Source organism: Mycobacterium sp. 1245852.3, from assembly GCF_001669335.1.
GTDB classification, from domain to species: domain Bacteria; phylum Actinomycetota; class Actinomycetes; order Mycobacteriales; family Mycobacteriaceae; genus Mycobacterium; species Mycobacterium europaeum_A.
The window spans coordinates 1-13,370 of sequence record NZ_LZLL01000395.1 but is presented as its reverse complement, the minus strand read 5'-3'; the positions used below and the strand labels follow the sequence as shown (position 1 = coordinate 13,370).

General features: G+C 69.1%; 14 protein-coding genes and 1 pseudogene. 5 read left to right on the top strand and 10 right to left on the bottom strand.

What is annotated here, in order from left to right; all coding sequences use genetic code 11:
• The 6 genes and pseudogenes from A9W96_RS17905 to A9W96_RS17885 form a co-directional block, all read right to left on the bottom strand.
• The coding region (locus A9W96_RS17905; RefSeq protein WP_067141740.1) for a TIGR03617 family F420-dependent LLM class oxidoreductase at positions 1–971 on the bottom strand (971 nt) is incomplete at its 3' end.
• A gap of 28 nt (positions 972–999) precedes the next feature.
• Positions 1,000–1,637: pseudogene (locus tag A9W96_RS30575) on the bottom strand (LON peptidase substrate-binding domain-containing protein).
• On the bottom strand, positions 1,637–2,776 hold the full coding sequence (locus A9W96_RS17900; protein WP_369806969.1) for a glutamate--cysteine ligase: 1,140 nt from the start codon (positions 2,774–2,776) through the stop codon (positions 1,637–1,639). Before A9W96_RS17900 ends, A9W96_RS30575 begins: the two are co-directional and overlap by 1 nt.
• Positions 2,757–3,437: a superoxide dismutase family protein gene (locus A9W96_RS17895; RefSeq protein ID WP_066872488.1), complete on the bottom strand. Its 681-nt coding sequence runs from the start codon at positions 3,435–3,437 to the stop codon at positions 2,757–2,759. Before A9W96_RS17895 ends, A9W96_RS17900 begins: the two co-directional genes overlap by 20 nt.
• Positions 3,438–3,458: 21 nt before the next feature.
• Positions 3,459–3,938, bottom strand: coding sequence for a LytR C-terminal domain-containing protein (locus A9W96_RS17890; protein WP_066879856.1), 480 nt, complete (start codon positions 3,936–3,938; stop codon positions 3,459–3,461).
• Positions 3,939–3,957: 19 nt separating this feature from the next.
• Entirely contained in the window at positions 3,958–4,266 is a 309-nt protein-coding gene (locus A9W96_RS17885) for a DUF3263 domain-containing protein (protein ID WP_007768412.1), read from the bottom strand.
• A 202-nt stretch (positions 4,267–4,468) separates the two neighbouring features.
• Here A9W96_RS17885 and A9W96_RS17880 point away from each other — a divergent pair, with 202 nt between their 5' ends.
• From A9W96_RS17880 to A9W96_RS17865, 4 genes are all read left to right on the top strand, one after another.
• On the top strand, positions 4,469–5,062 hold the full coding sequence (locus A9W96_RS17880; protein WP_067023497.1) for a peptide deformylase: 594 nt from the start codon (positions 4,469–4,471) through the stop codon (positions 5,060–5,062).
• Entirely contained in the window at positions 5,062–5,970 is a 909-nt protein-coding gene (locus A9W96_RS17875; RefSeq protein ID WP_067141735.1) for a GCN5 family acetyltransferase, read from the top strand. The genes A9W96_RS17880 and A9W96_RS17875 overlap by 1 nt, the downstream gene beginning before the upstream one ends.
• Positions 5,971–5,987: 17 nt before the next feature.
• Positions 5,988–6,794: an exodeoxyribonuclease III gene (locus A9W96_RS17870; RefSeq protein WP_156748791.1), complete on the top strand. Its 807-nt coding sequence runs from the start codon at positions 5,988–5,990 to the stop codon at positions 6,792–6,794.
• A 212-nt stretch (positions 6,795–7,006) separates the two neighbouring features.
• Entirely contained in the window at positions 7,007–7,480 is a 474-nt protein-coding gene (locus A9W96_RS17865) for a hypothetical protein (protein ID WP_066872473.1), read from the top strand.
• A 13-nt stretch (positions 7,481–7,493) separates the two neighbouring features.
• Here the strand turns inward: A9W96_RS17865 and A9W96_RS17860 are convergent, their stop codons facing one another.
• Complete coding sequence (locus A9W96_RS17860) at positions 7,494–7,760, bottom strand: Rv1535 domain-containing protein (RefSeq protein ID WP_067141737.1); 267 nt, start codon at positions 7,758–7,760, stop codon at positions 7,494–7,496.
• A 72-nt stretch (positions 7,761–7,832) separates the two neighbouring features.
• On the opposite strand from A9W96_RS17860, the gene A9W96_RS17855 reads away from it, so the two are divergent.
• The gene (locus tag A9W96_RS17855) at positions 7,833–8,108 is read left to right on the top strand and encodes a hypothetical protein (protein ID WP_156765299.1); all 276 of its coding nucleotides are present in this window, start codon (positions 7,833–7,835) and stop codon (positions 8,106–8,108) included.
• On the opposite strand, the gene A9W96_RS17850 is transcribed toward A9W96_RS17855, so the two are convergent.
• From A9W96_RS17850 to A9W96_RS17840, 3 genes are all read right to left on the bottom strand, one after another.
• A complete protein-coding gene (locus A9W96_RS17850) occupies positions 8,105–11,980 on the bottom strand; it encodes an ATP-binding protein (RefSeq protein ID WP_067141729.1) in 3,876 nt (1,291 codons plus the stop codon). The two genes, A9W96_RS17855 and A9W96_RS17850, sit on opposite strands and share 4 nt — an antisense overlap.
• Positions 11,977–12,333: an STAS domain-containing protein gene (locus A9W96_RS17845; RefSeq protein WP_066872465.1), complete on the bottom strand. Its 357-nt coding sequence runs from the start codon at positions 12,331–12,333 to the stop codon at positions 11,977–11,979. The genes A9W96_RS17850 and A9W96_RS17845 overlap by 4 nt, the downstream gene beginning before the upstream one ends.
• 137 nt (positions 12,334–12,470) lie before the next feature.
• Positions 12,471–13,130 carry a PAS and ANTAR domain-containing protein gene (locus A9W96_RS17840; protein WP_066872462.1) on the bottom strand — a complete coding sequence of 220 codons (660 nt, stop codon included), beginning with the start codon at positions 13,128–13,130 and terminating at the stop codon, positions 12,471–12,473.
• Positions 13,131–13,370: the final 240 nt, after the last annotated feature.

Here is a 13,370-nt window from a genome sequence, read left to right as displayed (position 1 = left end):
GCGGGGCGCGGCGTGTAACCCGGGAAGTAACAGCACACCTCGTCGGCGTGCTCGCCGAACCGGGCGGCGATCTGCTCCGCGCATTGCTCGGGCGTGCCGACGATCCCGATCCTTGCCACCATCTCGTCGGTGATCAACCGGCGCATGTCGGCGAAGCGGCCCTGCTTGGACAGCGCGTTGAGGTCGGGCTGCACACCGGCCCACCCCTCGACCTCGAGCACGGGCAGGTAGGCCGGCGTCGAGCCGTAGAACGCGATCAGGGAAGCAACCCCGTTGATCGCGGCCGCCAGGTCGGCCTCGTCGCGCCCGACGGCCACCATGGCCTGGGCGATGATCTGGAACTCATCGAACGACCGCCCCGAGCGGCGCAGCCCCTCGGCGATGGCGGCGACGGTGCGATCGGCGAAGTGGCGGGCACTGTTGAACGGCATCACCAAAAGGCCGTCGGCGACCTCGGCGGCGGTGCGCGTCATCAGCGGACCCAGCGCGCCCAGCAGCACCGGGGGCGGCCCGAACGGATTGGGCCCGGGGTTGAAATTGGGCGCCATGATGGTGTGGGTGTAGAACTCGCCGCGAAAGTCCAACCGGGCGTGGCCTTCCCACGCGGCGAATATCGCCTTGATCGCGGCGATGGCTTCGGCCATTCGTGGCGCCGGCCGCTCCCACCTACTGCCATAACGCTTTTCGATGTGCACCTTGATCTGGGAGCCGAGGCCGAGGCGGAACCGGCCGCCGCTGTAGAGCTGCAGATCGTAGGCGGAGTGCGCCATGTGCAGCGGGCTGCGCGGCGGGGCGATCGCCACGTTGGTCATCAAGTCCAGGCCGGTCGTGCCGGCGGCGATCAGCAGCGGAAAGAAGACGTCGTGCTGGCCTTCGAAGGTGAACAATCCGTCCGCGCCGGTGGCGACGATCTCGGCGGCGCTTGCGGCCGCCTGCGCCGGTGAACCGCTGACCTGGAGCTGTACCTTCATGCACCATCCTTCCGCGAAAGCCGCCCGGTCATTCGGAAAGCTGAAACTCCACCACTTCGGCGACCGCGTCCACGGCTTCGCGCAGGGCGGCGAGGCGGGCGGCCGCCGTCGGTGCCGACAGCACCGAGTAGCGGTCGGCCGTGCCGATCGGGATGCGAGACGCCAACGCGAACAGGCGCTTTCCCGCCGGGCCGCTCCGGTCCTCGCCCAGATCACCTCGCGGTCCGGCAGCTTGATGTCGCGCGCCTGCGCGATCCGCTCGAACAGCGCCATGGCCCGGTCTTCGAGGTCGAGCAACTGGGCGTCCGACACCGCGTCGCCCGGTTCGTCGGGCCACAGCGTGACCGTGGCGCGCGGGTAGGGGTCGTCGGGCAGCCATTCGGTCACCCGGATGCGTTCCCCGGTCCGGCAATTCAGTGCATACCGGCCGGCGCCATGGTCGACGCATTCGGTGATCCGCGCCAGCACGCCGACATCGCAGCGCGCATCGCCGCCGCCGACCTCACGCCCGCGCGAAATCAATACCACCCCGAACGGGTCGCCGGTGTCGGTGCAGTGGCGCACCAGCGCGCCGTAGCGTGGCTCGAAGATCCGCAACGGCAGGTCCTGGTCCGGCAGCAGCGCCGATTCCAGCGGAAACATTGCCAGCTCAAGGGATTCCGTCATCAGATTTCCAGTTCGGCCACCAGCGCATCGACGACCGCGCGCAGGTCGCCGTCATGTTCTTCGGCCACCCGGCGCTGCCGTTGGTAGGAGGCCCCGTGGCGGGGTATGTCGGCGACCGCGGCCAGCTCGTCGACGCAGTTCAACCTTTTGGCCACCGGCTCCAACCGGTTCAGCACCTCGTCGAGATCCTCGGTGACCAATCGCTCGTTGCTGTCGGCGTCCAGGATGATCACCGCGTCCAGTCCGTAGCGCGCGGCGCGCCACTTGTTCTCCTGGTTATGCCAGGGCGGCATGCTCGGCAGCGACTCGTCGGCTTCCAGTCGGCGGTCCAGATCGACCACCAGGCAATGGGTCAACGCGACCAGCGCGCCCAGCTCGCGCAGATTGGACACGCCGTCGCAGATCCGCATCTCGAGCGTGCCCAGGTGTGGTGAAGGCCTGATGTCCCAACGGACTTCGTCGACGTGGTCGATGATGCCGGTCTTCTTCTGGTCGTAGACGAAGCGTTCGAACTCCGCCCAGGTCTGGAATTGGAACGGCAGCCCGGCGGTGGGCAGTTGCTGAAACATCATCGCCCGGTTGCTCGCGTAGCCGGTGTCCACGCCCGCCCACCACGGCGAGGACGCCGACAGCGCCAGCAGGTGCGGGTAGTAGTTGAGCAGTGACGTCATGATCGGCATCACCTTGTTCGGCGAGGACAGGCCGACGTGCACGTGCACGCCCCAGATCAGCATCTGCCGTCCCCACCACTGGGTGCGCTTGATCAGTTCGGCATAACGCGGGGCGTCGGTGAGTTTCTGAGAGGTCCACTGCGCGAACGGATGTGCTCCGGCACAGAACAGCTCCATGCCGCGATCCCGCACGATGCGGCGCGCGGGTCCCAGGGTCTGTCGCAGATCCTCCATCGCCTCGCCCGCGGAGTGGCAGATGCCGGTCACCACTTCGACGGTGTTGCGCAGCAATTCCTTGTGTACGCGCGGATTTTCGCCGATCTCGGCGATCACGGCGGTGGCTTCGTTGCTCAGGTCGCGGGTGTGGGCGTCGACGAGGGCGAACTCCCATTCCACCCCGAGGGTCGGCCGCGGGGAACGGGCGAAGTCGATGCGGGTGTCGGCCCGCTTAGCCTGCACCGATGACACCGCACGCCACCCGCTTGCCGGCGTCACCGGTGCTCATCGTCATGTCGTCCGGGCCCGGCGTGCCGCTGGTCTGATTGTTGTGCCCGGATGGGGCGTTGGCGGAGTTGGCCGCACCGGCGTGAATGATGATCGCGGTCTTCTGCCCGGTGAGCAGGTCGTCCATGGCGAAGGCGTCCGTGGTGGTGACCAACGTTCCGGAGCCGTCCTTGCGCACCTGCAGGGTGGGCAGGGCCCCGCTGGCGGGCTCGGCGGTGTGCCCGGGCGCCTGGAAGTGGTCGCCGGCGGACAGGAAGTCGCCCGGCGCGCCGCCGGTCGGGGCGACCGAGTTGGGCTCACACTTGCCGACCTTGTGGATGTGCACATCGTGGAAGCCGGGCGCGAGCACACCGTTGGCGGTCGTCTCGATGGTGACGGTGGCATAGCCGTTGTTGAATTCGAACGTCGCGGTGGCCACCTGGGTGCCGTCCGGCGCCTTCAGGTGCGTGATGATGCTCGGCGCCGCCGCGGGCCCGGGCTCGGAGGCCTTGGCGCCCGACGGCGAGGGCGATCCGGTCCAGATCGCGGGGGTGGTGCCCGGAACCGACGAAGCCTGCTGGGGCGACGAGCAGGCGCCTAACAGCACGACACAACCGGCCAGTACCAATGCGCGCAGCTTGGGCATAGCCAGCAGCCTATCGCCTATCTAGCCCGCGACGAGGACGATGACGCCCGGCGGCTCGCCGCTGAGTGCGGGGATTCGCTGTTCGACCGGTGCACCGCCCAGGTTTTTGGCCACCGCGTCGGCGGTGGCGTGCTCGTCGCCAGCGTCGGTGTAGTAGACCGTGGTGGCCGAGACGTCGGGCACGGTCATGTTGTCGACCTTGGTGACTTTGAAGCCGGCGGACGTCAACTGGTCCCCGGTGCGCTTGGCGACGCCCTCTTTCCCGGAGATGTTGTACACCTGCACGTCGGCCTGCGTGCTCGCCGGTTTGTTGGTCGGCGATGAGGACGCGGAGCTGCTGGCGCTCGCGCTGGACGCCGGCGACGCCGAATCGTCGTCAGAGCTCCCGGACGAACCCAGAGCCTGCCAACCGAGCAGCAGGAAAATGACGCCGAGGAACAACAGCACCATCACCATGGCCCGCAGGGGCAGCCCGGTGGAGTCGGGAACTCGTTCTTTCATCGAGCCCTACTGTAACGAGTCAGGTCACCTCGAAGCCGAGGCGCCGCGCCGCGCGCGCCTTCTGCCTGCTGGCCCGCAGCCTGCGCAGCCGTTTCACCAGCATCGGGTCGGCGGCCAGGGCCTCGGGCCGATCGACGAGCGCGTTGAGCACCTGGTAGTAACGCGTCGCCGACATCGAGAACAACTCCTTGATGGCGTCTTCCTTCACGCCGGCGAACTTCCACCACTGGCGCTCGAAGGCCAGGATGTCGTGCTCGCGGCGGGTCAGCCCATCTGCGATCTCAGAGTCGTCCCCCGATCGATTTGCCCGCGCCATGGCGCTGTCCATATCGCTTCCCCTGGACCCTTCCGGCGAATTCCGAACTGCTCGAATGACTTGACTTAGCTAAGGGCGTGTTTCGGCGAATATTGAAACACGCGCCAAACCCTCAAGCCGTCATCCAGACCCGCGAGTCGGCCGATTGACCAAGATTGCCCAGACGCCGATCGCCGGCCGGGCAGCCCACGGGCGTGCGGTAGCTTAGCCGACCATGGCAGTCGTTCCGATCCGCATCGTGGGAGATCCCGTCCTGCACACCCCGACACAGCCGGTGCCGGTCGCTGCCGACGGTTCGCTGCCGGCGGATCTGGCCGAGTTGATCACCAACCTGTACGACACCATGGACGCCGCGCACGGGGTGGGCTTGGCCGCCAACCAGATCGGGGTCGGCTTGCGGGTCTTCGTCTACGACTGCGCCGACGATCGCGGCCGCACCGACCGGCGGCGCGGTGTCGTCGTCAACCCCGTCCTGGAAACCTCCGAGATACCCGAGACCATGCCCGATCCGGACAACGACGACGAGGGCTGCCTGTCGGTGCCCGGCGAGTCGTTCCCCACCGGGCGCGCCAAGTGGGCGCGCGTCACCGGGCTCGACGCCGACGGCACGCCGATCTCCCTCGAAGGCAACGACCTGTTCGCGCGGATGCTGCAGCACGAGACCGGGCACCTCGATGGTTTCCTCTACCTGGACCGCCTGATCGGCCGGCACGCGCGCGCCGCGAAACGGGCCGTCAAATCCCACGATTGGGGCGTTCCCGGCCTCTCCTGGATGCCCGGGGAGGGACCGGACCCGTTCGGTCACTGATGTTCTCGTGGCCCGACCTCGGCACCCGGGTATCGGTGCGCTACCGGCGCCCGGCCGGTTCGGTGCCGCCGCTGACCGATGTGGTGGGCCACCTGCTGGCGGTCGAACCGATGGTGCGGGTGCGGACGAAGACCGGCGCGGTCGTCGAGTTCGCGGCGTCCGAGGCGGTGGCGTTGCGGGTGCTCACCGACACCCCCATCCGCACCTCCGAGATCCGCGCGCTCGAGCACGCCGCCGCCGCGGCCTGGCCGGGCGCGGAGCACACCTGGCTGGACGGCTGGCTGCTGCGAGCCGGCCACGGCGTCGATCTGGCCGCTAATTCCGCTGTGCCACTGGGTATTTCCGCCCAGGCGAGCACCGTCCCCGCCATCGTCGACTGGTACGAGCGCCGCGGCCTGATGCCGCGGTTGGCCCTGCCCGACCGGATGCTGGCGCCACCCGCGCTGATCGACGAGCGCACGGAACGGCTTGTCGTGCAGGACCTTTCCGATGTGGCCGTCCAGGACGTCGACCCGTCGGTCACGTTGGCGCCGGTCCCCGACGACGGGTGGCTGCGCATCCACGACGGCGACATTCCCGTCGACGTGCTGACCGCCGTCATCGACGGCGAGCTCGTGTTCGGCACGCATCGCGACGGAGCCGTCGCGCGCGCCGCGGTGACCGAGGCACCCGATGGCGCCCGGTGGGTGGGCATCTCGGAAGTGGGCTGCCCGGCCGGCGCCGACGATCAGGCGGCGGTGCGATTGTGCGAGACGCTGTTGGCGTGGGGCGCCGATCGCGGTGCGACGCGCGGCTACCTGCGGGTGCCCGACACCGGCGAGCGCACGCCCGCCGCGGCGCTGGGTTTCCGGCTGCACCACCGCCGCCGCTACGTCCCGGTGCGCCCGGGCCTCTGGGATAGCGTCTAGGCATGCCCGACCCGCCGCTGCGGCTCGCCACCTGGAACGTGAATTCGATTCGCTCCCGGCTGCCGCGCGTCATCGACTGGCTGGCCCGCGCCGACGTCGACGTGCTGGCCATGCAGGAGACCAAATGCTCCGACAGCCAATTCCCCGCCCTGCCATTCTTCGAACTCGGCTACGAGGTCGCCCACGTCGGATTCAACCAATGGAACGGCGTGGCGATCGCCTCGCGCGTCGGTCTCGACGACGTGCAGATCGGATTCGACGGGCAACCCAGCTGGAGCAGCAAGCCCGAAGTCGCCGCGGCCGCGGAGGCCCGCGCCCTCGCGGCGACGTGCGGCGGCGTGCGGATGTGGAGCCTCTACGTTCCCAACGGCCGCGCCCTGGGCGACCCGCACTACACCTACAAACTCGAATGGCTTGCCGCACTGCGAGATTCGGCGTCGGATTGGTTGCGCGACGATCCCAACGCCGCGATCGCACTGGCCGGTGACTGGAACATCGCCCCGCAGGACGATGACGTGTGGAGCATGGATTTCTACGCCGGCGCCACGCATGTCTCCGAGCCGGAGCGCCGCGCGTTCGCCGCGATCGTCGAGGCGCAATTCACCGATGTGGTGCGCCCTTTCACGCCGGGCCCGGGGGTCTACACGTACTGGGACTACACCCGCTTGCGGTTCCCGAAGGGGCAGGGCATGCGCATCGATTTCATCCTCGGCTCGCCGGCTTTGGCCGCCCGCGTGACGGACGCGCAGATCGTCCGCGACGAACGCAAAGGCAAGGCGGCCAGCGATCATGCGCCGGTCCTCGTCGACGTGCGGCGCGACTAGCCGCGTCTCGCAGATACCGGCCGGCGGCAGCATCACATTAAGCTCAGGCAAATTTGATGCGGCTTCGCGTTGTCTGCGCGATAGCTTGGTGGCAGGCTTTAAACACCAGAAGTGAAAACCAAATTGCTTTGTTGTTGAGGCTGCCTTCAGCGGGAACCCACCCGCTGCCGACACCGGTTAGCTGCAGAAGCAATCAAAGCCAGGGAGTCATCATGAGTGTCATCGGCGGAGCAGTCCGAGGCGTGAGTCAGGCGGTGAACCGCGCGGCGAACGCGACGACCGCGGCCGCCGGTGCCGTGGGCGGTGCGGCGGTCAACGGAGTCATCGGCGGCGTCACCGGCGCCGCCGAGGGCGTCAAGCGCGGCATGAACAGCGGCAGCCACTCGGCGCCCGCGGCCGCGCTCGCCATCGGCGCACTCGGCGTCGCCGGATTGGTCGAGTGGCCGCTGCTGCTGGCGGTCGGCGGCAGCGCTCTGCTGTTGCAGCGGTTGAGCCGCAAACAGGAGCCCGACACCCGGGCGGTCAAGGCGAACCTGAAATCGGTGCCGGTGGACGCGGCGCCGCCGAAACCGACGCCGCAGGAATCCGCCCCCACGAAAACCGCGCCCGCGAAGGCCACCAAGTCGACGGCCAAGAAGACGGCCGGACGCCGGGCGGGCACCACGCGGTTGCGCAGCACCAACTAGGCGGACCCGCCGATCAGCCGATCGCCCGGCTGATCACCGCCGGGGCCAACTGCCGCGATGTCCAGCGCACCAGGCGCTCTGGCTCGTGCGCACTGGGATCCGGACAGCCGGCTCCCCGAACCGGCCGGGATGGCGCCGTCGCGCCGCGTCGAGGCGCCCCGTCGCTGTGCCGAATCTCGACCACCCCGACGCGCCACAACAGCGCATAGAGTTCGACTAGTGGCACCCTCAGCACCGAAGCAAACGAGGAAACTAGCGGATCGCCCCCGGTGCCGGTCATCGTCGACATAAGTCCGACGGTGGACGCGCGACCCAGCGAGATGGGAAACCCTTCGTTACCGAAAGGCAAATGATGGCGGAAAAGAAGTCGCGGCGCGGCACGTCCCAGCGCGAGGCGGTGGACAAGATCCGCGCGGGTGAGACTTTCGCGGTGAATCTGCCGGCGATCGGCCAGGTGGAAATCCCCAGGCCAGAGCAGTTGGCCTACTTCGGCGGGCTGGCGGCCCTGGCGGCCCTCGAACTCATCGACTGGCCGGTGGCCCTGGTCATCGCCGCCGGACATTTCCTGGCCACCAACCACCACAACAAGCTCTTGGAGGAGCTCGGCGAGGCGATGGAGGAGGCCTAGCCGGGCTGGTTCGCCGCGGCGCTTCCCCCGAGCGCGCGGTCGAACCGCAGGGTGACCCGCGTGCCGGCCGCGGTCCGCAGCGTCTCGACGCCGTCGGCCAGTCCGCTCATCAGCGTGAGCCCGCGTCCGCGTCGGCGGCTGCGCAGGCTGGCCGACGAATCGCCGCTCCACTGGCCGGTGTCGCTGACGGTGATCACCACCGTGTCCTGATACAGGAACGCCTCGATCGACACCGTCTGGCGCGGCTCGTTGCGGCTGCCGTGTTCGATCGCATTGGTGACCGCTTCGCCGGTGGCCAACAGGATGTCGGTTTCGCGGTGCGGCGCGACGACGATGGTGTTCAGCCAATCGCGCAGCTGTCCGCGCGCGACGGGAATGTGAGCCGGCGCGGCCGGCAGCACGGTGGCGAAGCTGCCCGCGGCGAGGTGGCTCGGGCGCAGCGCGAGCACCACGACGTCGTCGCGGTAGCCCGTCGGCGGGGCCATCCGCGACAGCAGCTCCGCACAGACCGACTCGACCGGCAGGCCGGCGCACTGCTCCGCCGCCGCCCGCAGGCGCGCGAACCCGTCGTCGAGGCTTTCACCGGGCCGTTCCATCAGTCCATCGGTATACAGCAGGATCAACCCGCCGGGCGGCAGCTGCGCGGTCGCGGTGTTGCTGGGCGGCCGGCTCGTCGCGTCGTGGGTTCCGCGTCCGGTCACCGACACCGGGGCGCGCCGGCCCGACTCCAAAAAGGTCGCGCGCCCGTAGGGCAGCACCAGCAGCGGATAGGGATGCCCGGCGCAGCTGTAGCTGACGGTAGCGCCACCGCCCTGGCCGTCGGTGTCGATCAGGGCGTAGGCCACCGTCGCACACCGGGCGCCGTCGACGCTGGCGCCGTATCGGTCCAGCGAACCGAGCACCGCGTCCGGCTCGCCCGCGGTGAGCGCGGAGGCGGCGACCGCGGCACGCAACCGGCTCATCACGATCGCCGCGGCCAGCCCGTGCCCGACGACGTCGCCGACCGAGATCGCGATCCGGCCGGAGTGGTCCAGCGGGGTGACCGAATACCAGTCGCCGCCGACCCGCATCGCCTCCCCCGCCGGCTGGTAGACGGCCGCGACAACCGCGGCGGTGGAGCCGCGGTCCAGATCAAGCAGGTGCTCCTGAAAGTCGATGGCGATCTCGTGTTCGCGGGCCATCAGCCGCACGCGGTCCAGGGCCGCCGACGTCAACTCGGCGATCCGGGCGAAGGTGTCGAGGTCGGCGGCGTCGAATTGCCGGGGCTGCGGCCACAACAGCGCCAGCACCCCGAGGATGCGGCCAGAGCCGTCGCGCAGCGGATGGCTCACGCAGGCGCGGATGCTCGCCGCGCTGTCCCGGACGGCGTGCTCGTAGCGCGGGGGCAGGTCGAACGTGTCGGTGACGATCATCGGCTCGCCGGTGCGCGCGACGTCCGCGCCGATCAGCGGAGCATCGAGGGCGACGACGTGGTAGCGGTCCCGAAACTCCGCGGGCAGGTCACCGGCGTATTCGAACCGCAGATAGTCCTCGCCGTCGAGGACGCCGATCGCGACGGCACCGGCGTCCCCGGAACCGAAGGAGGAGCCCAGCAGGGCGTCCATGATCCCGCCGGCCGAGCTGGTGGCTTGCAGCGCCGAGTCGAGGTGCACCAGCTCCGAGGCCAGCCGCGACTGCGCCTCGCGGCGTTGCCGGTCACGCTCGCGGCCCACCGCGGACAACCTCGACGCCAGCCGGTCGATCAGCTCCTGGGACCGGAACGGCTTGGGCAGGTAGTCGTCGGCGCCACCGGCGTAGCCCTCGCTGACGGCCTCCGCGCCGGCCCGGGCGGACAGCATGAGGATCGGCGTGGGCGCCAAGTCCGGGTCCGCGCGAACGGCGGCGACGAAGCCGAAGCCGTCGAGTCCGGGCATCATCACGTCGGTGACGATCGCGTCCGGACGCAGGTTGCGGGTCGCGGCCAGCGCCGACTCGCCATCCGCGACCGACACCGTCTCCCAGTGGGTCGACAACACCCGCTCGAGGTGGGCGCGCATGTCGGCGTTGTCGTCGGCGATCAGCACCACCTGGCGGGTCGCCTCGGGTGTGGCGGCCGGTTCGGCGACGGGCATCACCCACTGACTGGCCTCGGCGACATACGGATTGGTCTCGTTCGGCCCGGCAGGCGACGGGTCGACGACCGCACCCGAGGTCGACCGCGGTACCCGGATCGTGACGGTGGTGCCATGGTCCAATTCGCTGTCGATCTCGACCGTGCCGCGGTGCAGGTCGACCAGCCCGCGCACCAGAGACAACCCGATCCCGGTGCCCTCGACGCTGCGCCCACGCACGTTGTCGGCCCGGTAGAAGCGCTCGAACAGCAGCTTGAGATCCTCGGCACCGATGCCGACTCCGGTGTCGCGCACGGCGATCACACAGTCCCCGGATTCGGTTCGCACCCGCACCGAAATCGAGCCCCGCAGCGTGTATTTGACCGCGTTGGACAGCAGGTTGAGAACGATCGTCTCCCACATCGCCGGATCGACGTCCGCCAGGGCCGGCGCGCAGTCCAGCTTCAGCTCGAGCCCGGCCCGGTGGCACAGCTCGGTGAACGACGACGCGATCTGCGCGGTGAGCGCGCCGACGTCGGTGCACACCAGCTTCGCGTTGGCCCGGCCGGCCTCGATGCGGGAGAAGTCGAGCAGCGAGTCGACCAGGCGCTGCAGACGCCGCGCGTTGCGCGCCGCGGTGGTAAGTCGCTCCGCGAGAACGCTTTCCGGCGCCGCGTCCAACAGCGCGTCGTCCAGCGGTCCGAGCAGCAGGGTCAGTGGGGTGCGAAACTCGTGGCTGACGTTGGTCAGGAATGCGGTCTTGGCCCGGTCCAGTTCGGCCAACGCATCCGCGCGGTGCCGCTCTTGCTCGTAGGACACGATCGAGGCGAATGTCGACGTCAACTGGTCGGCCAGCAGCTGGCAGAACCCCTGAAACTGGGTGTCCAAGGGGCGCCGCGGGCTGGCGCCGACCACCAGCGCCCCCGCGGGCGAGGCCTCCCCCAGCGGTAACACCAGAGCTTCCTGCGGGCAGTCGGCGCCCAGCGCCGCTTCGATGCCGGAGATCGTGCCGGCGACGTCACCGATCACCTGCATCTCGGCCCGGGTCCGCGACGCCGCATCCCAGTCGGTCAGCTCCGCCAGTTCGCCTGGCAGCAGCGCCGACACCGATGGCGTAGCCCCGCGCAGCGTGACCCTTCCCGTCGCGCCGTCGTCGGCGTACACGGCGATGAACGACAGGTCGGCCGGTTGGCCGGCGCACACCCGCACCGCGACGCCGACCGCGTCGTCGATGCTGCGGCTCTCGACGATCGCGGAGGCGACCGTGTTGAGCAGGTGCAGGCGGCGCTCGCTCAGCACCCGCTCGGTGGTCTCGTAGGAGGGGCAGAAGATGCCGAAGGGTTTGCCGTCGGCGCCGATCAGCGGGCTGTAGGTGAAGGTGAAGTACCGCTCGACGCGCCGCCCGGCGGTCACCATGGGCAGCATCAGGTCCCGCGACCAGGTCGCCTCCCCGGTCGCGACGACGCCGGCGAGCATCGGGGCGATCGAATCCCAGATGTCCCACCACACCTCGCGGCCGGGTTTGGCGAACGAGTCGAGCTTGTCGCCGAGGATCTCGATGTAGGCGTCGTTGTACACCACGAACAAGTCTTCGGTGCCCAGCCAGAGCACCAGCGGGAACCGCGACGCCAGCGTCGTGGCGACCGCCGCCCGCATCTGTCCGGACCAGTCTCGCGGCGGCCCCAGCGGATGAGCGTCCCAGTCGTATTCGGCGAACCGCCGGCCCATCTCACCGCCCAACGAAACGGCAGCGGCCAGGTCGGCCGGCAGTCGCGAGTTCATGGCTGGCGTCTTCGCTGCAACGCCGCGGACAGGGTGGGGTAGATGTCGAACACCCGGTCCAACTCGGTGACCTGGATCGGCCGCAGCACCTGGTCGTGGTCGGCGACCAGTCGTACCTCGGTCCCGCCGGCTTTGGCGTCCTCATGACAGTCGAGCACCGCGTTCAGCGCCGCGCTTCCGAAGAAATCGACAGCCAGCAAGTCGATCACCACCGGGCGCACCGGCGGGGTGGAGGCCAGCCCGAGCGCGGTGGTCAGGTGAGCGGCAAGCTCACCGACGTTACTGGAGTCGACATCGCCTTTGACGCTCACGATCACTACGTCGTCGTGGGCCTCGTGTCCGACCGCCAACAACTTTCATGCCTTTCGCCGCAGCCAACGTTGGGATCTGCTGCCGCTAAGCCCGACGACGCGGCACAGATGCGCGGTCGCGCATCGCAGATGACCCGAGAGTAACCCGTACCCGAACTGCCCGTTTATCGATTCGCCGGTTACCCGCCGGGCTCGGCCGGAATCCTCTCGTGCGCGGTCAGCAGCAAATGATCGAACTGGCTCTGCAGAATCGCCGCCGGTGCCGGCAGGGCGGCCATATCGGCGAGCAGCTGCCTGGCCAGTGACCGCAGTTTCACGTTGGTCTCCTGCGAGCGCCACTGCAGCACCCGGAACGCCTGCTCGGCGCTGACCCGGTAGACGTACATCAGGACGCCCTTGGCCTGTTCGATGGCCGCGCGGCTCTCGAACAGGTCGGGCAGCGCGGTGTCGAGCACCTCCTGGCGGGCCTCGTCGAAGGAGTTGGTGAGGTCGATGTAGTAACCCGCGGTGCCCAGCACGGCGCCCGACTCGTCCAGCATGCGGTCGGCCACGACGATCGCATCGTGCATCGCGCCGGCGGTGTCGATGAACCGGTGCCGGCTCGAGAACGACTCTTCGGATTGCAGGGCGTGGTCGAGCAACTCCTGCACATGCGCGCGGTCGTCGGGATGCTTGTGCGACAGCAGCAATTCGGTCGTCGGCTCGACCTCACCCGGCTGGTAGCCGTGCATCCTGGCCACCTCGTCGGACCATTCCCACCGCTGGCCCACGAACCAGAAGCGGAAGGCGCCGATGTTCAGGTATCCGGGGGCCGGCTCGGTCGGCTCGGAAAATCGCACGTCGCCCGCGCCGGATGACGATTCCCCTGTTCGCCTGCGCTGTTGCACGGTTGCATTTTTCCACTAAGGGAACGCCTTCGGCTACTGCCCCGGGTGAAAAGGCCGTCACACCCTGCCGTGCGGTCGGCCGTAGGGGTAACGTCGCGTGCGGACCCATCCATACGACGCGGGAGCGCACGCCGAGTGCGCTGAGAGGACGGCTCGGGGCCGTCGACCGTACGAACCTGACCGGGTAATGCC

What these genes read in the sequence shown, in the direction of transcription:
- A9W96_RS17855 (WP_156765299.1), top strand. Translation starts at nt 7,833, where the DNA reads ATGGCGGAAAAGAAGTCGCGGCGCGGCACGTCCCAGCGCGAGGCGGTG.
- A9W96_RS17865 (WP_066872473.1), top strand. Translation starts at nt 7,007, where the DNA reads ATGAGTGTCATCGGCGGAGCAGTCCGAGGCGTGAGTCAGGCGGTGAAC.
- A9W96_RS17885 (WP_007768412.1), bottom strand. Translation starts at nt 4,266, where the DNA reads ATGGACAGCGCCATGGCGCGGGCAAATCGATCGGGGGACGACTCTGAG.
- A9W96_RS17895 (WP_066872488.1), bottom strand. Translation starts at nt 3,437, where the DNA reads ATGCCCAAGCTGCGCGCATTGGTACTGGCCGGTTGTGTCGTGCTGTTA.
- A9W96_RS17880 (WP_067023497.1), top strand. Translation starts at nt 4,469, where the DNA reads ATGGCAGTCGTTCCGATCCGCATCGTGGGAGATCCCGTCCTGCACACC.
- A9W96_RS17860 (WP_067141737.1), bottom strand. Translation starts at nt 7,760, where the DNA reads ATGACCGGCACCGGGGGCGATCCGCTAGTTTCCTCGTTTGCTTCGGTG.
- A9W96_RS17890 (WP_066879856.1), bottom strand. Translation starts at nt 3,938, where the DNA reads ATGAAAGAACGAGTTCCCGACTCCACCGGGCTGCCCCTGCGGGCCATG.
- A9W96_RS17875 (WP_067141735.1), top strand. Translation starts at nt 5,062, where the DNA reads ATGTTCTCGTGGCCCGACCTCGGCACCCGGGTATCGGTGCGCTACCGG.
- A9W96_RS17850 (WP_067141729.1), bottom strand. Translation starts at nt 11,980, where the DNA reads ATGAACTCGCGACTGCCGGCCGACCTGGCCGCTGCCGTTTCGTTGGGC.